The following is a 17,573-nucleotide window of genomic DNA, read 5'->3' as shown; positions in this document are numbered from 1 at the left end:
AGTGGGAACCGTGACCACGACGAGCATCGCCACCGCCCAGGAATCCACGGCTCAACGGGAGCGGGAGCGGGAGCGGCCCGGCGGGCGCGGCTCGGAGATCCGGCGCCACGAACTCGCCGTCTTCCTGCGCAGCCGCCGCGAGCGCATCACCCCCGAGCAGGTCGGCCTTCCGCGCGGCCGGCGCCGCCGTACACCGGGCCTGCGCCGTGAGGAGGTCGCCCAGCTCTCAGCGGTGGGCGTCACCTGGTACACCTGGCTCGAACAGGCGCGCGCGATCCAGGTCTCCGAACAGGTGCTCGACGCCCTCGCCCGCACCCTCCTCCTCGACGCGAGCGAACGCGCCCACCTCTTCCAGCTGGCCGGAGCCGTCGATCCCACCCCCGCCGCGAGCTGCCCGACGATCACCCCGGCCCTGCGCGAACTCCTGCGCGCCCTCGACCCCATCCCGGCCTGCATCCAGAACAGCCGGTACGACATCCAGGCGTACAACCGCACGTACAGCCGTCTCATGGGCGACCTGGACGCCGTACCACCCGAGGACCGAAACCTCATGCTGCTCGTCTACACGAACGAGGAGTGGCGCTCGTCGGTCGTCCTGCTCGAAGAGACGATGCGCATGATGGCGGCCAAGCTCCGGGTTCAGCAGACCGCCCATCTCGGCGACCCCGCCTGGAAGTTGATGCTGAAGCGGCTGCGCACGCAGTCCCCGGAGTTCTGCGCGATCTGGGAGCGGTACGAGGTGATCAGCGCCCGCGGCAAGACCAAGCAGTTCCGCAATCCGTACGTCGGCCTGCTCACCGTCGACCACACCGACCTCTGGCTCGCCCCGGAACTGGGCACCCGCCTGGTGACACTGGTCCCGACGGACGAGGACACGCGCGAACGCCTGGAGAAGCTGTACGCGATGGTCTTGGCCGGCGAGTGGGGAGTTGACAGCGGAGGCTGAGGCGGGGCGGGGCTGGTCGGGAAAGGGGTGAGTGGGCTGGGAGAGGGGTCGAGGGAGGTGGCTGAGGGTTGCCGGGCGTGTGCGGCACCCTCCGGCACCGCGATGTGTCGCGGCGACGACTCACCCCGCGGTGCGTGCCCCCGCGGCGCCCCGCACGCCCGCATCCCCGTCCTTGCCCTCGCTCCCGTCCTCACGCGAAGCGCCCTCTCCGTCCTCCAAGCGCCCCGCCGCCCGCTCCGCCGTCCGCCGGGCCCAGCCGCCGGTCGTGACGGCGCCCAGGACCAGAACGGCCAGACCGCAGCCCGCGATGATCCACCAGCCGGGCCGCGCCGCAGCGGCGAACACCTCCTTGTACGGGCCCGCCCCGATCCCCGACGCCAGCACCGCGCCGATCACCGCGACCCCCAGCGTGCCGCCGGTCTGGCGGCTCGTGGAGGCAACTGCTGCGGCCACTCCGGCCTGGGAGCGGGGCATGCCCGAGACGGCCGTGTTGGTGATGGGCGCGTTGACGAAGCCGAAGCCGAGGCCGAACACGAAGTACCCGATGACCAGCGTCGCGTTCGACGACTCCGCGTCGAACCCGGCGAACAGGACCCCGCTCGCCGTCATCGCGACCCCTGCCATGAGCAGCGAGAACCGTGGACCCCGGCTGCCGACCAGCCGCCCCGAGATCGGCGCGCACACGAAGCACATCACCGCCATCGGCAGCATCCACAGACCCGCGTCCAGCGCGGACAGCCCCCGCACGTTCTGCAGGTACAGCGTCGACAGGAACAGGAACCCGCTCAGCGCCGCGAACGCGCTGACCGCGATCACGGTCGCCCCGCTGAACGGCACTGACCGGAAGAACCGCAGGTCGATGAGAGGTTCGGTGCGCCGACGCTCGTAGTACAGCAGCCCGAGCAGCGCGGCCAGGGCGACCGCCCCGAAGGCGAGCGTGTGCGTGACCGGCGAACCGGGGGCCTCGATGATCGCGTACGTCAGCGAGCCGAGCAGTGCGATGACCAGGACCTGGCCGACCGGGTCCGGGCGGCGGGCCTTCGGCGCCCGGGACTCGGGGACGTACCGCCAGGTCAGCAGGAGCGCGGCGAGGCCCACCGGCAGGTTGATCCAGAAGATCGAGCGCCAGCCGACGGTGTCCACGAGCAGGCCGCCGATGATCGGGCCGGCGGCCATGGAGATGCCGACGACCCCGCCCCACACCCCGATGGCCCTGGCCCGCTCGCGCGGGTCGGTGAACGTGTTGGTGATGATCGACATGGCGACCGGGTTGAGCATCGAGCCGCCGATCGCCTGGATCATGCGGAACACGATGAGCCAGTCGAGACTCGGGGCGAGCGAACAGAGCACCGAGCCGAGCGTGAACAGCACCAGCCCCGTCAGGAAGACCCGGCGGCGGCCGATCCGGTCGGCGGTCGACCCCGCCAGCATCAGCAGCGACGCCAGCACCAGCGTGTACGCGTCGAGCGCCCACTGCATACCGGCCACGCTCGCGCCCAGGTCTCTCTCCATGGAGGGCAGCGCGACGTTGAGCACGGTGACGTCGAGGCTCACGATCAGCAGGCTCATGCAGCAGATCGCGAGCACCAGCATGCGGCGGCGGGAACTCAGCTCGGACATGCGGTCCATAGTACGGCTAACTAACGACTTTGGCTGTACTCCGTTCGGTGCGCGAGAATGGCCCGATGTCCACGCCCGTGACCGCCCCCGCAAGTCTCCTCCGGATCGGCCCGCACACCGTGCAGCCGCCTGTCGTCCTCGCGCCCATGGCCGGGATCACGAACGCGCCCTTCCGCACCCTGTGCCGGGAGTTCAGTGGCGGCAAGGGTCTGTTCGTCAGCGAGATGATCACGACCCGGGCGCTGGTCGAGCGCAACGAGAAGACCATGCAGCTGATCCATTTCGACGCGACCGAGAAGCCGCGCTCGATCCAGCTGTACGGCGTCGACCCGGCGACAGTCGGCAAGGCCGTCCGCATGATCGCGGAGGAGGACCGCGCCGACCACATCGACCTCAACTTCGGCTGCCCCGTCCCGAAGGTGACGAGGAAGGGCGGCGGCTCGGCCCTCCCGTACAAGCGGCACCTGCTGCGCGCGATCCTGCGCGAGGCGGTGTCCGGCGCCGGGGACATCCCCGTCACGATGAAGATGCGCAAGGGCATCGACGACGACCACATCACCTACCTCGACGCCGGCCGTATCGCGGTCGAGGAGGGCGTGACAGCCATCGCCCTGCACGGCCGCACCGCCGCCCAGCACTACGGCGGCACCGCGGACTGGGAAGCCATCGCCCGCCTCAAGGAGCATGTGCCGGAGATCCCCGTCCTCGGCAACGGCGACATCTGGTCGGCCGAGGACGCGCTGCGGATGGTCCGGGAGACCGGGTGCGACGGAGTCGTGGTCGGCCGTGGCTGCCTCGGTCGGCCGTGGCTGTTCGCCGACCTGGTGGCGGCCTTCGAGGGGCGTACGGAGGCCATCGCGCGCCCGTCCCTCCGCGAGGTCGCCGACATCATGGTCCGGCACGCCACGCTGCTCGGTGAGTGGATCGGGGACGAGCCCCGCGGGGTCATCGACTTCCGCAAGCACGTCGCCTGGTACCTGAAGGGCTTCGCGGTTGGCTCGGAGATGCGCAAGCGTCTCGCGATCACGTCGTCCCTGGAGGAACTCCGTTCCGGCCTCGACGAGTTGGACCTCGACCAGGCCTGGCCGCTCGGCGCCGACGGGCCCCGTGGGCGTACGTCCGGCAACAACCGGGTGGTGTTGCCGGAGGGCTGGCTGAAGGACCCGTACGACTGCGCGGGCGTGAGCGAGGACGCGGAGTTGGACACGTCCGGGGGGTGAGTTGTTCGGCTGCGGGTCCGTTGTGGCTGGTCGCGCCCACGCGGCGGAGCCGCACATCGATACAGCCCCGCGCCCCTTCACGCCCCTTCGGGCGTTTACGGGTGCGGGGTCGAGCCGTATGCCGTGAGGAATTTGTCGCGGAACGCGTCCATCTTCCAGACGGGGGCGTCGTGGGCGGGGCGCAGGCCGTCCGTCCAGTTCCAGTCGGCGATCTTGTCGAGGATCTTCGGGTCCTTGGCCACGACCGACACCGGCACGTCACGGCTGGCGTTGCTGCCGCTGACCCGGGACATGGGCTGGTGGTCGCCGAGGAAGACGAGGACGGTGTTGTCGGTGCCGTACCGGGTCAGCCAGTCGATGAGGCTGGTGACCGAGTACTGGATCGACTTGCCGTACTCCGCCTTGGCCTCGGGGCCGTTGTAGAGGACGTCCTTCGGGTCCTTGCCGGCCTTCTGGATCGCGTTGAACACCGTGCCGTCGCCGAGTTCGTCCTGCGGGACCGTCTTGGGAAGCGGCGCCCAGGGCTGGTGGCTCGACGTCAGGATGATCTCCGACATCAGCGGCTTGGCCTGCTTCCTGCCGTGCTCCAGGCGCTGGTAGGCCTCCAGCGTGTACTGGTCCGGCATGGTCGACCAGCTGAACTTCGGTCCCTTGTACCCGAGATCCTTCGCCGCGTAGTTCTTCTCCAGGCCGTAGAACTTCGCCTCGGGCCAGCTCTTCTGCACGCCCGGCATCACGCCGACGACCCGGTAGTCGCCGGTGCGCCGGAACACCTCGGGGAGGGTGAGGCGGTCGCTGTCGACGAGGGTGCGGTAGCGCTGCTGGGTGCTGATCCACAGGCCCGACAGGAACGTGGAGTGGCCGAGCCAGCTGCTGCCGCCGTACGTCGCCGAGGTCAGCCAGCCGCTCTTCGCGGCGAATCCGGCATCGGTCAGGGCCTGGGTCTGGTCGGCGAGTGTCTTGTCTACACCGGGCGACATGATCGGGTCCTCGATCGCGCTGCGGCCGTAGCTCTCGATGAACGTGAAGATGACGTCCTTGCCGCGCAGGTCCGGCACCAGCTGGTCAGGGGGCGTCTTCGCGAACGGGTCGTTCTTCGCCAGCTTCCTGAACACGGCCTCGTCGCGAATGGTGTCGCCCACCCGTTGCACATGCGCCTCGACGATCGCGGTGGCGTGGTTCGAGGCCATCGGCGCCCCGGCGAAGTTCGTGAGGCCGAGGGACATGGAAGTGATCCAGACGGTGCCGGCGATGAGCGTCGCCTTGGTGGCGCCGGCGTTGTGGCGAGCGAGCAGGTTGCTGAGCCGCACGGTTGCGAGCCCTGTCCCGACGAGCAGGAGCAGCACGAGCACGATGACCCCGATGGTGGTGACGATCGAACCCACCGTGCCTATGGAGTCCGTGAGGTACGACTGCGCGTCGCCCAGCAGCGCCCAGTCGACCATCACGTTGAAGTGCCGGCCCAGGAACTCGACGTATCCCATGTCCAGCAGGTTCACCACGGTCAGCGCGCCGAGGAAGACGCCCATGGACGCCGCCGTGATCACTCGCGGCCGGCGCGGCATCGCGAGCAGCACGACGGCCGCGACGATCGCCTCCGCCGGGAGCCGCAGGAACTCCGAGAGCCTGAGCTGGTCGGCGGTGGCCGGCAACTGCAGGGCGACGAGAACGAGGAGCGCGGAGAGGGCGGTGATCGCCCAGCTGAGGTTCCGGGCGGCGGTGGGACGACGGGTGCGCCAGTCGGGCTTGGGGGTTTTCTCGGCGTCGGCGTCGGCGTCGGAGTTGGCGTCCGTGTCGGCGTCGACTCCGTCGGTGGCATCGGTTGCTTCAGTGACCGCCTGAGCCTCCGTGGCGCTGTTGTCCGTCTCAGGGGATGGGGTCTCGGCCGAAGGTGCCTCGGTGGTGGCGTCCGTGGTGGCGTCCGTCGATGGGGTCATGCGCGTGAACAGAGGCACCCCGAGGGTCCTTCCGTGTAGCCCGTGCAGGAGGCGGCGGACCCGGCGCGGGAGCCGAGGTCCGCCACCATCCCGTACGGCGGGCCCTCAGCCTCCGTTCAGCCTTCGCCCCCAAGCACCCGGCAAACACCGGGCAAACGCCTCACCAAGCCCGACCGGCCACACCCCTCGCCGTACGTCCCCTCAGGCGCCCCCGACCGCCGTGAGCAGCGCCAACGGTGCCGCCGCCGACCGGGATTCACGTACGCACGCGTGCGGGTAGGGCACCGGTTCACCGTGGGTGTCGCGGCCGTAACCGGCGAGGACCTCGGGGAGGCGGTGGCCGGTGGCGGTCGCCGCGTCGACGAGGGCGTGGGCGACCGTACGGGCCTCGTCGTGCAGGCCGTACCGGGAGAGGCCCAACGTGATCAGGGCGTTGTCGTGCGGCCAGACCGAGCCCCGGTGGTAGGAGAGGGGATGGTAGGCGGCCTGGCCCGACGCCAGCGTCCGTACGCCCCAGCCGGAGAAGAAGTCCGGCTCGACCAGACGCCGGCCGACCTTCTCGCCGTACTCCTTGTCGAGCAGCCCCGACCAGAGCAGATGGCCCGCGTCGGAGGCCAGCGCGTCGACCTGCTTGCCCTCGCCGTCGAGCGCGAGGGCCGGGAAGGAGTGCTGGGGCATCCAGAAGTCCCGCTGGAAACGGTCCCGGAGGTCGGCCGCCGCCTGTTCGAGGAGAGCCGCGTACACCTCGTCGCCCCATACCGTGCGGGAGAGTTGGGCGGTACGGCGCAGGGCGTCGTACGCGTAGCCCTGGGCCCCCGCCGCCATCACCGGGCCGCTCGCGCGGGTGCCGTCGGCCGAGCAGATGGCGCCGGGGGAGTCCTTCCAGTTCTGGTTGGCGAGGCCGCCCTGGTCGGCCCGGTAGACCAGATAGCCACGGGACGTCAGGCCGCCGTGGTCCAGCATCCAGCCGATCGCCGCACGGGCGTTGGCCTCCAGACGGCGCGCCAGAGCCGTGTCGCCGGTCTGCTCGACGTACGCCCCGAGGAGTACCAGGAAGAGGGGTGTCGCGTCGACCGAGCCGTAGTAACGGCCGTACGGCACCTGCCCGAAGTGCGCCAGCTCGCCGTGCCGCACCTCGTGCACGATCTTGCCCGGCTGGGCCACGGAGTCGGGGCCGACCTCGGTCGCCTGGGTCGCGGCGAGTGCCGGGAGGGTGGCGGCGGCGAGTTGGGGACGGTAGGGGAGGGCGAAGAGGGAGGTGAGGAGCGCGTCGCGACCGAGGAGGGTGAGGAACCAGGGTGCACCGGCGGCCGGTACGCGCAGTTCCTCACCGTCGGGCCCGGTCGCGGGGACCTGCATCGACGCCAGGTCGGAGAGGCCGCGTGCGCAGGCCGCCGCCAGTTCCGGCCAGCCGGTGGGGAAGGCGATGCCTTCGACGAACTCCCCTTCCAGAGCGAGGAGTTGATCAGTGGCGGCCGCGGGAGAGGCGGGGACCAGTGGCTCCCTGGCCGCACCGTGGGGGCGAGCGGCGACGCGCAGGGCCAGTTCCGCCGAACCGTGCGGTTCCAGCTCCAGGGTCCAGACGAGGCGCCGGGCGCCGGTGCCGGTCTCCTCGACACCGTCGGGGGCGGGCTCGGCGGTGACCGTCGTACAGGACAGCCACTCACCGCGCCGGTAGCTGAACTCGACGCCGTCGTCGAGCACTTCACGCCCCCGGACGGCGCCGGACTTGACGTACGTCCGGTAGTCGGAGCGCAGCTCGAACTGGTCGGTGAAGTCGGCGTCGGCGGTGACCGCGATCCGGACCGTCACCGGCACCGGACGGTTGCTGGTCACCCGCAGCGACTCGACGAACGCGCCGTCCGCGACGGCCTGTTCACGGAAGAGCGTGTAGGCGGGCGGCTCCTGACGGCCCCCGCGCGGTACGAGGACACAGCGCGCGGTGTCCCCGTCGGCGACCGGGCTGAGCGTCTCGGGCACGGCGCCGTCGACGGTGAGCTGCCAGCGGCTCAAGTGCCGTGCGTCGCGTACGAATAACCCGTCGGGCTGGCTGCTCCCGCGTACGCCGCTGATGTCCCCGCCGTCGCCCACTGCCGCGAACGTCCCGCCGTGCACGAGCAGATGATGCCGGTCCGTCATGCCCGTTCGCCTCCCTTGTCATCCATGCCACTCATGCCACTTACATCACTGATGCCACTTACGTCACTCATGCCGAATACGGTGTTGATGTCGCTGTCGCCGAAGGGCTGTTGGTGGAGCAGGTCGAGGGTGAGGGCGGCGGTCCAGCCGAAGCCGAGCGCCCCACAGGCCTCGCCGGTGTACGGGTCCACGTACTCCGCGAACTCCGTGGTGTCGGCGGTCTCCAGCAGCGCCGTGCGCAGCCCGTCGGCGTGCGCCTGCTCGCCGTGCTGCCGCAGCCCGCGCTCCACCAGCCACCCCGTGTTGAACCAGGCCGGCCCGCGCCAGTAGCGGTGCGGGTCGAAGGCCTCGCCGAGCAGGTCGTAGGACGGGACGAGGCGGGCGGCGCCGCCGACCTCGAAGTGCGGCCCGCACGCGGTACGCACGAGGGTGGCGGCGATGTCCCGGGGGAGCGTGGGCAGGAGGAGCGGGATGAGCCCGGAGACGCTGCGTTCGGGGATGAGAGCACCGTCCCGCACATCCCGGCAGAAGAACATCCCCTCCGCCGGGTCCCACAGCCGCTCCACCAGGGCCGCCGTCAGGCGTTCCGCGCGGGCGTGCCGGGCCGTCCCCGTGGCGCCCAGCTCGCGGGCGATACGGGCCAGCGCGTGCTCCGACGCGATCAGCAGCGCGTTGAAGGAGGGGTCCTCGACGGCGAACTCGCCGGTACCGTCCGTATATCCGGCGTCCCGGTAGTCCGTGGCCAGCCGCACGTACCGCCCGTAGTCCAGGTCGGTCGGCCGGTCCTCGGCGGCTCCGTGGTCGAGGTCGGCGCGGCGGAAGGAGCGGGCCGGAGCCGGGGTGACGCGGCTCAACGGGGCGTCCCAGCAAGGGCTGTTGTCCATACCCTGTTCCCAGGGGTGCACGACCGACGCGAGGCCGCCCCCGCCCAGGTCGCGGCGGTGCAGCAGATAGCGGTGCCAGGCGGCGAGTGCCGGGTAGGCGCGGGCGAGGAAGCCGCGCGACCGGGACAGCCCGGGGTCGGCCTGGTGCACCAGCCAGACGGCCAGCGCGTGCACCGGTGGCTGCACGATGCCGGACGTCTGTACGGTGCGCGGGGCGCCCGCAGCGCGCCCCGCGGTCGAGGAGCGCCAGAAGTCGGGGCTCGGGAAGTACGCGTCGAGCGGGACGGAAGGGTTGAAGACGATGTGCGGGATCCGCCCGTCGCCCCACTGGGCCGAGAGCAGCGTCTCCAGCTCGGTCTGCGCGCGCAGGGGCGACAGATGACGCAGGCCGATCGCGATGAACGCGGAGTCCCAGGACCACTGGTGCGGATACAGGCCGCGCGAGGGCACCGTCGAGGTGCCGGTCCAGTTGCCCTCCAGCACCTCGGCCGCCCTGATGTGCAGGGTGCGCCGGCCATGTGTCGTAACGTCCGCTTCGTATACGAAGGAGCGACCCGTGGTGCGGGCACGGGAGGTCAGCTGGGCAGTGCGATCCACTCGGGGCTCCCCGAAGACGTTCGGCCCGACCGGTTCGGTTGGGCCACCATAGAGTTACGTCTATTTAACACGCATAACTCAATATGTAATGCAGGCTTGAGAAACACAAGGGGGTGCGCATGAGTGGTCGTGCTCAGGCGAGCGCCGGCGATCTGCTCGAACTGGTACGCAGTGGACGCGCCACGACTCGCGGTGCCCTGCAACAGGTGACGGGTCTCTCACGCGCGACGGTCGGCCACCGGCTGGACCGGCTGTTCCGCGCGGGCTGGCTGCGCGAGGGCGCCTCGGGCCCGGTCGACTCACCGCTCGGCGGTCGCCCGTCGATCACCCTGGAGTTCGACGACGCGCACGCCGTCGTCCTCGCCGCGGACCTCGACACCCGTCACGCCCGCGCCGCCGTTCTCACCCTCACGGGTGAACTTCTCGCGGAACACTCGGGCACGCTGGCCGTCGACGACGGCCCCGAAGCCGTACTCGGCGAACTCGGCCGCTGGTTCGCGGAACTCCTGACGAAAGCCGGCCACCGCCCGTCCGAGGTCTGCGGCATCGGCCTCGCGGTACCGGGCCCGGTCGACATGGACTCCGGTCGAGTCGTCCAGCCGCCGATCATGCCCGGCTGGGACGGCTACGACATCAGAGCCCGTCTCGCCCGCGCCTTCGCCGAACACACGGACGAGCCAGCCGCCGCGAGGGTCCCGGTACTGGTCGACAACGACGCCAACCTCATGGCGTACGGCGAACAGCGCACCGGCTACCCCGACTGCTCGGCCTTCGTCCTGGTCAAGGTCTCGACGGGCATCGGCGCGGGCGTGGTGGTCGGCGGTTCGGTGTTCCGGGGCATCGACGGCGGCGCCGGGGACATCGGGCACATCCGCGTCCCGCAGGGCGCCGAGACGCTGTGCCGGTGCGGGTCGTACGGCTGCCTGGCGGCCATCGCGAGCGGTGGCGCCGTCGCCCGCCGGCTCGCCGAGACCGGGGTGCCGGCGGCGTCGGGCTCGGACGTGCGGGACCTGCTCGCCGCCGGGCACCCGGGGGCGCTCGCGCTCGCGCGGGAGGCGGGCCGGAGCGTGGGGGACGTACTGGCGACGGTGGTGACGCTGCTCAACCCCGGCGTGCTGATGATCGCGGGCGACCTGGCCGGCACACCGTTCCTGACCGGCGTACGGGAACTCCTCTACCAGCGGGCGCTGCCGCGCTCGACCGCTCATCTGGACGTGGTGACGTCGAGGCTGGGGGAGCGGGCGGGGCTGGTGGGGGCCGGGGCGATGGTCGTGGAGTACCTGTACGCGCCGGAGCGGGTGGAGGAGCGGTTGGCTGCGCTCGGGGTGTGACCTTGTGACAAGGGTGTTTCCCTCTCTTGTCGGCGTCCGCATGGTGAAATTCCGGTGCCCGTGTGTGCGTGATTCTCGCCACCCTTGATAGGGGTTGCGCTCAGATGAGCAGATCGCGGGCGACTGCACTTCTCAAAGGGTGGCACTCAGTGCCACCCTTTGATCGTTCATCGATAGAACTCAGACGTGTCGCGATCCGCTCACTTGAGCGACAAAATGGGCATGAGGTCATGGTTGCCTTCAAGAAGTGAAAACACGCCGCTCGCACAGCTTGCAAGCTGCGACTTTGGATCTACTGGCTGACGGCTGGTTACAGGCACATGACGCGCAAGTGGACGTACCCAGACGCCTTCGATCTGGGTATGTTCCTGGCCGTCAGGGCAGCCACCGCGTCCTCAAGGAGTTGGGACCCGTGTCGGAAAACAAAGATCCCCACGTAGCTCGGCCGGCCAACAGTGTTGAGGACGTGAAGTTCGTCTACGACTTCACCGAGGGCAACAGGGACCTCAAGGACCTTCTCGGCGGTAAGGGTGCCAACCTCGCCGAGATGACCAACCTGGGCCTTCCGGTGCCTCCGGGTTTCACGATCACCACCGAGGCCTGCAAGACGTACCTCGACAGCGGCGACGAGCCGGCGGCACTGCGTGACGAGGTGAGCGCGCACCTCACGGCTCTCGAAACGGCTATGGGCAAGAAGCTCGGCCAGGCCGACGACCCCCTCCTCGTGTCCGTCCGTTCCGGGGCGAAGTTCTCGATGCCCGGCATGATGGACACGGTGCTGAACATCGGCCTCTCCGACAAGTCGGTCCAGGGCCTCGCCAAGCAGTCCGGCGACGAGCGCTTCGCGTGGGACTCCTACCGCCGCCTCATCCAGATGTTCGGCAAGACGGTCCTCGGCGTCGAGGGCGAGCTGTTCGAGGACGCGCTGGACGCGGCGAAGAAGGCCAAGAAGGTCGCGGTCGACACGGAGTTGGAGGCCGCGGACCTCAAGAAGCTGGTCACCAGGTTCAAGAAGATCGTCAAGACCGAGGCGGGCCGCGACTTCCCGCAGGACCCGCGCGAGCAGATGGACCTCGCGATCCACGCGGTCTTCGACTCCTGGAACACGGACCGCGCGAAGCTCTACCGCCGCCAGGAGCGCATCCCGGGCGACCTCGGCACGGCGGTCAACATCTGCTCGATGGTCTTCGGCAACCTGGGTCCCGACTCGGGCACGGGCGTCGCGTTCACCCGCGACCCGGCCAGCGGCCACGCGGGCGTGTACGGCGACTACCTGCAGAACGCGCAGGGCGAGGACGTCGTGGCGGGCATCCGCAACACGGTCCCGCTCGCGGAGCTGGAGCAGATCGACAAGAAGTCGTACGACCAGCTGATGCAGATCATGGGGACCCTGGAGAACCACTACAAGGATCTCTGCGACATCGAGTTCACCATCGAGCGCGGCCAGTTGTGGATGCTCCAGACGCGCGTCGGCAAGCGCACGGCGGGCGCGGCCTTCCGCATCGCCACGCAGCTCGTCGACCAGGGCCTCATCGACGAGGCGGAGGCGCTCCAGCGCGTCACCGGCGCCCAGTTGGCCCAGCTGATGTTCCCGCGCTTCGACGACGAGGCGAAGGTCAAGCAGGTCGGCCGGGGCATCGCGGCGTCGCCGGGTGCGGCGGTCGGCAAGGCGGTGTTCGACTCGTACACCGCGGTGAAGTGGTCGCGTTCGGGCGAGAAGGTCATCCTGGTGCGCAGGGAGACCAACCCCGACGACCTCGACGGGATGATCGCGGCCGAGGGCATCCTGACCAGCCGTGGCGGCAAGACGTCCCACGCGGCCGTTGTGGCACGTGGCATGGGCAAGACGTGCGTGTGCGGCGCGGAGGAGCTGGAGGTCGACACCAAACGCCGCCGGATGACGGTCCCCGGCGGTCACGTCGTGGAGGAGGGCGACCTCATCTCCATCGACGGTTCGAGCGGCAAGGTGTACCTGGGCGAGGTCCCGGTGGTCCCGTCCCCGGTGGTGGAGTACTTCGAGGGCCGGATGCACGCGGGCGCCCACGACGCCGACGAACTGGTCGAGGCGGTCCACCGGATCATGGCCTTCGCGGACAGGAAGCGTCGCCTGCGTGTCCGGGCCAACGCGGACAACGCCGAGGACGCGATGCGGGCGCGGCGGTTCGGCGCCCAGGGCATCGGCCTCTGCCGTACGGAGCACATGTTCCTCGGTGACCGGCGCGAGCTGGTGGAACGCCTGATCCTGGCCGACACGGACGTCGAGCGCGAGGAGTCCCTGAAGGCGCTTCTCCCGCTCCAGAAGCAGGACTTCGTCGAACTGTTCTCGGCGATGGACGGCCTCCCGGTGACGGTCCGTCTCCTCGACCCGCCGCTGCACGAATTCCTGCCGGACATCACGGAGTTGTCGGTACGCGTCGCCCTCGCCGAGTCCCGCAAGGACCCGCACGAGAACGACCTGCGCCTGCTCCAGGCGGTGCACCGGCTGCACGAGCAGAACCCGATGCTGGGCCTGCGGGGCGTACGTCTTGGCCTGGTGATCCCCGGCCTGTTCACCATGCAGGTACGGGCGATCGCGGAGGCGGTCGCCGAGCGCAAGAACGCCAAGGGCGACCCGCGCGCCGAGATCATGATCCCGCTGGTGGGCACCGTCCAGGAGCTGGAGATCGTGCGCGACGAGGCCGACCAGGTCATCGCCGAGGTCGAGGCGGCGACAGGTATGCAGTTGAAGCTCGCGATCGGCACGATGATCGAGCTGCCGCGGGCCGCGCTCACGGCCGGCCAGATCGCCGAGGCGGCGGAGTTCTTCAGCTTCGGCACGAACGACCTGACGCAGACGGTGTGGGGCTTCAGCCGGGACGACGTGGAGGCCTCGTTCTTCACGGCGTACCTGGAGAAGGGCATCTTCGGAGTCTCCCCGTTCGAGACGATCGACCGTGACGGCGTCGGCGCGCTGGTCAAGCTGGCGGTCGAGGCGGGCCGCGCGACCCGCCCCGACCTGAAACTGGGCGTGTGCGGCGAACACGGCGGCGACCCGGAGTCGGTCCACTTCTTCCACGAGGTCGGCCTGGACTACGTCAGCTGCTCACCGTTCCGGATCCCGGTGGCCCGGCTGGAGGCGGGGCGGGCGGCTTCGTCCTCGGCGGGGAGCGATCACCGGTAGGGGGCGCGCCAGGAGCACCAACGGCTCCAGGAGGCCCTGAAGGGCCCTGAAGACGCCGGAACCGTCGCCCTGTCACCCCGACCCTCAGCGACACGGCAGCGGTTCCGGAGCACGAAAGAGGGCGGCACCCCTGTGCGGGGAGTGCCGCCCTCTACCGTGGAGTGCATGAAAATCTCCCCGTTCGTCGCCCGGGAACGCTTCGTGGGTTCGCCTGTCGCACGGCTGGCGACGGCCGATGCCAATGGGGTGCCCCACGCAGTGCCGGTGACCTTCGCCGTCCTGGGCGACGTCGTGTACTTCGCGGTGGACCACAAGCCCAAGAGCACGTGGCAGCTGCGGAGGCTCAGCAACATTCGGGAGAATTCCTCGGTTACGGTCCTGGTCGACCACTACGCCGAGGACTGGTCGACCCTGTGGTGGGCTCGTGCCGATGGTCGCGGGGAAGTGCTGGAGGACGGCCAAGAGCGGCACCGTGCGGTGGAGTTGCTGCGTGACAAGTACGACCAGTACCGGGGCTCTCCTCCTCAGGGTCCCGTGGTTGCCATTCGGGTCGAGCGGTGGAGCGGGTGGGCGTTTGCATAGCCTTGCCCGGTACAGCCGAACCCGAGGTGACGTAGATGCCGGACCGAGATCTTCCTCCGTACCGCCGGATCGCCGACGACCTGCGGGCGGCGATCGCCACGGGGAAACTGGTTCCGGGCGAGAAGCTGAAGTCGGAGAACGAACTCAAGGATCAGTACGGCACGACCCGGGTTACGGTGCGCAAGGCATTGTCCCTGCTCAAGGCGGACGGTCTGCTGATCAGCGAACAGGGCAGGGGTGTTCTCGTACGTTCGCAGCCCAGCGTGCGGTTGCGGACGACTGGGGCCAACTTCCGTGGGTCGCTGACCGCGACACCGGACGGCAAGCAGGTGCTCGCGCGCTTTCCCCTTGATCAGACCAATCGGGCCGCGCTGTTCCTGATCCCCTGCAGAGGTGGGGCGTGACTCGCCCCGACCGTCCAGTGAGCGCCCTACTGTCGTCGACATGACGAAGCCAGTGGCAGAGACGCACTCGCACGAGAACGACCCGGGCACGGCACGCTTGATCGTTCTGTCCGACGGCGTCTACGCCATCGCGATGACACTGCTGGTCATCAACGTGGCCGTTCCCGCGCATCTGGAAGACGCCGCGTTCCACCGTGCCCTGGGCGACGCGCTTCCCAACCTCGGTGCCTTCGTCCTCAGCTTCGCCCTCATCGCCGGGTTCTGGCGTGATCACCGCCGCATTCTCACCGCACTGCCCATCGAGACGGCCCTGGTCACCCGGCTGATCCTCCTCGGCCTCGGCCTGGTCGCCCTGTCGCCCTTCCCCACCGCGCTCCTGGCCGCGTACGCCTCCCAGCCCGAAGCCGTCGCCCTCTACGCGGGTGCCATGGCCGCGATCCACGCGGTGCACGCGACCCTGCTGCTGCTCACGCAACGCGAAGTGCACCCCTCGCCCGCGTCCTCCGGCGCGGCGGCCCGCCGCCGCTTCACCGCCCAACTCGGTTCCAGCGTTCTGATCTTCGGCCTGTCCATTCCCCTGGCCTTCGTCAGCACGGACGCGGCCATGTGGTTCTGGCTCACGCTCATCCCCGCCCACCTCGTCCTCGGCCACCACCTCTGCGGGCTTCCGCAACAGTGAATCGTCCGGCCCGGCAATCGCCGACGGTCCCGCTGACCTCGTGAGGCGGTGGATCGCGCTGCCGCGCCCGCGCGTACGGCTGCGCCGGGGCAGACCTGGGGACCCGGCTGGTCGACCGTGTCGCCCCCGACTGCAAGGACTGACCCGAAGGAATCGTCAGGAGTACACCATCGGACACCCCCGTCTGAGCGAGTGCTGTGCCGCGCGCAGGTACAGGGCGACATAGAAGGCGGCGTCCAGATCTTCGCCCCACGGCCCCGGTCGGGCCTCTGACAGTTCCCTCGCCTCGCCGTCCAGGAACCAGCTGGTCAGGTCCAGGTTGTCGCACATCTCCGGGGCCTCGGGCGGCAGTTCGACCGCCGCCGCCAACTTCTCGGCGACTGCCAGGACTTGCGGGGCGCCCACGATCACCGTCGAGTCGGAGTACGAGGACCCGACCCGCAGCTCGATCTCCTCCTCCAGGGACACCGGCACCAGGACGTTCCAGCCGCAGAGCAGATCCGTTTCCGCCTCCGAGAGATGCGCCCCGCACAGCGTGAGGAAGCTGTTCATGGACGGGACCAGTTTCTCCTCGAAGGACCGGCCCGAGCCGCGGACGAATTCCGCTGCCGCGGGTACGGAGTCGTACCGGGGCAGGCCTCGTCGGACCAGCTCCGCGTTCAGGCCCGAGGCGATCTTCGCGCGCCCACCCTCGTCCTCGTCCTCACCGAACCACTCCTCCGCACCGACATCGACCACGTATACGCCCATCACCGCAACGTACTGCGCACCACTGACATCGACGCCGGTGCGCAGTACGGGCGTACGGACGTACGGCGGCGGTGCTTACGCCTACGAGCGGAACGGGCCCGTCACCTCGTACGTGATCCCGCCCGAGGAGCTGCCGCTCGTGCCGCGCTGGCTGGAGAAGTACAGGCGGCTGCCGTTGGGGGAGAACGCCGGGCCCGTGATCTCCGAGCCCGACTGGCCGTCGATGCGCAGGAACGGGGCGACCAGGTCGTCCGGAGTGATCAGGCAGATCTCCATGTTGCCGCCGTCCTCCGCCACGAACAGGTCGCCCGATGACGTGCCGGTGATGTTGTCGACGCCGGTCAGCGGGGCCGTGCCCGAGGTGACCAGGGAGTCGTCGTACGCCAACTCGTAAGTGTTCGTCAGCAGGTTGAGCTGCCAGACCCTGTTGTCGCCCTTGGTGGTGAACCAGACCTTGTCGTCGGCGTAGTAGCAACCCTCGCCGCCGTTGAAGGACTTGGAGCCGGAGACCTGGGTGCGCGTGGTGGTCGGGGAGCCGTCCGGGTCGGGGATCGTCGTCCAGGTGTAGGAGCCCGAGGTCGCCGTGCCGGCCACCAGAACCTGGAGGGTGCCTGCCGCCAGGTTGCCCCAAGTCGTGGGAACGAAGCGGTAGAAGCGGCCGTTCGTCTCGTCCTCCGTCAGGTAGACGACCTTGCGGACCGGGTCCGCTGCCGCCGCCTCGTGCTTGAAGCGGCCCATCGCGGGGCGCTGCGTCGCCGCGTTCGTGCCCCACGGGTCCGTCTCGTAGACGTACCCCAGCGACACCTCCTCGCAGGACAGCCACGTGTTCCAAGGGGTGCGTCCACCCGCGCAGTTCTGGCGCGTGCCCGACAGGATGCGGTACGCGGAGGTGATGGCGCCCGTCGACGAGAACTTCACCGCGCTCGCACCGCCCGACGGGTTGATCTCCGAGTTGGAGACATAGATCCAGCCCGTGCCGTCGGCGTAACAGGCCCCGCCGTCAGGGGCGTTGTGCCAGGTGTACGACGTTCCGGTGACCGTCTGGCCCGAGCGGGCGACGACCCGGCTGGTGAAGCCGGCGGGGAGTCTGATGCCGTTGGCGTCGGGCGCGGCGAGGGCTCCGTACGGGCCGGTGCCCGGCTGGGCGGGGGCCGCGTGGGCGGCGCCGCGCCACAGGGTGCCGCCGAAGACGGCAGCCGAGCCGCCGATGACGGCGGCGCGCAGAAGGGTGCGGCGTTCCATGTGTGCGTTCACTCGTGCGTCCACTCTCGCTCCAAGGGTCCAAAGGGGGTGGCGTGTGGCGTGCGGTGACGTCTGGGACCCT

General features: G+C 69.8%; 13 protein-coding genes. 7 read left to right on the top strand and 6 right to left on the bottom strand.

Annotation, left to right across the window (positions count from 1 at the left end):
- Window positions 1-97 precede the first annotated feature (97 nt).
- On the top strand, window positions 98-946 hold the full coding sequence (locus G3I56_RS00540; protein WP_164407181.1) for a helix-turn-helix transcriptional regulator: 849 nt from the start codon (window positions 98-100) through the stop codon (window positions 944-946).
- A gap of 120 nt (window positions 947-1,066) precedes the next feature.
- Here the strand turns inward: G3I56_RS00540 and G3I56_RS00535 are convergent, their stop codons facing one another.
- Window positions 1,067-2,566 (bottom strand): MFS transporter, encoded by a 1,500-nt coding sequence (locus tag G3I56_RS00535; protein ID WP_164406408.1) that lies wholly within the window; start codon window positions 2,564-2,566, stop codon window positions 1,067-1,069.
- 65 nt (window positions 2,567-2,631) lie between these two features.
- Here G3I56_RS00535 and dusB point away from each other — a divergent pair, with 65 nt between their 5' ends.
- Entirely contained in the window at window positions 2,632-3,786 is a 1,155-nt protein-coding gene (gene dusB, locus G3I56_RS00530) for a tRNA dihydrouridine synthase DusB (RefSeq protein ID WP_164406406.1), read from the top strand.
- 95 nt (window positions 3,787-3,881) lie between these two features.
- Here the strand turns inward: dusB and G3I56_RS00525 are convergent, their stop codons facing one another.
- From G3I56_RS00525 to G3I56_RS00515, 3 genes are all read right to left on the bottom strand, one after another.
- The gene (locus G3I56_RS00525; RefSeq protein WP_203688893.1) at window positions 3,882-5,723 is read right to left on the bottom strand and encodes a CDP-alcohol phosphatidyltransferase; all 1,842 of its coding nucleotides are present in this window, start codon (window positions 5,721-5,723) and stop codon (window positions 3,882-3,884) included.
- 201 nt (window positions 5,724-5,924) lie between these two features.
- On the bottom strand, window positions 5,925-7,862 hold the full coding sequence (locus G3I56_RS00520) for a glycogen debranching N-terminal domain-containing protein (protein ID WP_164406402.1): 1,938 nt from the start codon (window positions 7,860-7,862) through the stop codon (window positions 5,925-5,927).
- Window positions 7,859-9,343, bottom strand: coding sequence for a trehalase family glycosidase (locus G3I56_RS00515; RefSeq protein ID WP_164406400.1), 1,485 nt, complete (start codon window positions 9,341-9,343; stop codon window positions 7,859-7,861). Before G3I56_RS00515 ends, G3I56_RS00520 begins: the two co-directional genes overlap by 4 nt.
- A gap of 119 nt (window positions 9,344-9,462) precedes the next feature.
- On the opposite strand from G3I56_RS00515, the gene G3I56_RS00510 reads away from it, so the two are divergent.
- The 5 genes from G3I56_RS00510 to G3I56_RS00490 all read left to right on the top strand — a co-directional run bounded on the left by G3I56_RS00510 (window position 9,463) and on the right by G3I56_RS00490 (window position 15,499).
- A complete protein-coding gene (locus G3I56_RS00510) occupies window positions 9,463-10,674 on the top strand; it encodes an ROK family protein (protein WP_164406399.1) in 1,212 nt (403 codons plus the stop codon).
- Between the two features lie 412 nt (window positions 10,675-11,086).
- Window positions 11,087-13,834: a pyruvate, phosphate dikinase gene (ppdK, locus tag G3I56_RS00505; protein ID WP_164406398.1), complete on the top strand. Its 2,748-nt coding sequence runs from the start codon at window positions 11,087-11,089 to the stop codon at window positions 13,832-13,834.
- A gap of 165 nt (window positions 13,835-13,999) precedes the next feature.
- A complete protein-coding gene (locus tag G3I56_RS00500; RefSeq protein WP_164406397.1) occupies window positions 14,000-14,416 on the top strand; it encodes a TIGR03668 family PPOX class F420-dependent oxidoreductase in 417 nt (138 codons plus the stop codon).
- Between the two features lie 35 nt (window positions 14,417-14,451).
- Entirely contained in the window at window positions 14,452-14,820 is a 369-nt protein-coding gene (locus G3I56_RS00495) for a GntR family transcriptional regulator (RefSeq protein WP_239134619.1), read from the top strand.
- Between the two features lie 40 nt (window positions 14,821-14,860).
- Window positions 14,861-15,499, top strand: coding sequence for a TMEM175 family protein (locus tag G3I56_RS00490; RefSeq protein ID WP_164406396.1), 639 nt, complete (start codon window positions 14,861-14,863; stop codon window positions 15,497-15,499).
- Between the two features lie 156 nt (window positions 15,500-15,655).
- Here G3I56_RS00490 and G3I56_RS00485 read toward each other — a convergent pair whose 3' ends face one another.
- Window positions 15,656-16,249 (bottom strand): hypothetical protein, encoded by a 594-nt coding sequence (locus tag G3I56_RS00485; protein ID WP_164406395.1) that lies wholly within the window; start codon window positions 16,247-16,249, stop codon window positions 15,656-15,658.
- 81 nt (window positions 16,250-16,330) lie between these two features.
- Window positions 16,331-17,491: an alkaline phosphatase PhoX gene (locus G3I56_RS00480; RefSeq protein ID WP_164406394.1), complete on the bottom strand. Its 1,161-nt coding sequence runs from the start codon at window positions 17,489-17,491 to the stop codon at window positions 16,331-16,333.
- Between the last annotated feature and the right edge of the window lie 82 nt (window positions 17,492-17,573).

The sequence above is a fragment of the Streptomyces sp. SID12488 genome, from assembly GCF_010548275.1.
GTDB lineage: Bacteria > Actinomycetota > Actinomycetes > Streptomycetales > Streptomycetaceae > Streptomyces.
The sequence above is the reverse complement of the archived record's forward strand: the minus strand, read 5'-3'. Positions and strand labels throughout refer to the sequence as shown.

Bases quoted from the DNA above. Each gene is read 5' to 3' on its own strand.
- G3I56_RS00525 (WP_203688893.1), bottom strand. From the start codon at position 5,723: ATGACCCCATCGACGGACGCCACCACGGACGCCACCACCGAGGCACCT.
- dusB (WP_164406406.1), top strand. From the start codon at position 2,632: ATGTCCACGCCCGTGACCGCCCCCGCAAGTCTCCTCCGGATCGGCCCG.
- G3I56_RS00500 (WP_164406397.1), top strand. From the start codon at position 14,000: ATGAAAATCTCCCCGTTCGTCGCCCGGGAACGCTTCGTGGGTTCGCCT.
- G3I56_RS00490 (WP_164406396.1), top strand. From the start codon at position 14,861: ATGACGAAGCCAGTGGCAGAGACGCACTCGCACGAGAACGACCCGGGC.
- G3I56_RS00535 (WP_164406408.1), bottom strand. From the start codon at position 2,566: ATGTCCGAGCTGAGTTCCCGCCGCCGCATGCTGGTGCTCGCGATCTGC.
- G3I56_RS00485 (WP_164406395.1), bottom strand. From the start codon at position 16,249: ATGGGCGTATACGTGGTCGATGTCGGTGCGGAGGAGTGGTTCGGTGAG.
- G3I56_RS00520 (WP_164406402.1), bottom strand. From the start codon at position 7,862: ATGACGGACCGGCATCATCTGCTCGTGCACGGCGGGACGTTCGCGGCA.
- G3I56_RS00510 (WP_164406399.1), top strand. From the start codon at position 9,463: ATGAGTGGTCGTGCTCAGGCGAGCGCCGGCGATCTGCTCGAACTGGTA.
- G3I56_RS00495 (WP_239134619.1), top strand. From the start codon at position 14,452: ATGCCGGACCGAGATCTTCCTCCGTACCGCCGGATCGCCGACGACCTG.
- G3I56_RS00480 (WP_164406394.1), bottom strand. From the start codon at position 17,491: ATGGAACGCCGCACCCTTCTGCGCGCCGCCGTCATCGGCGGCTCGGCT.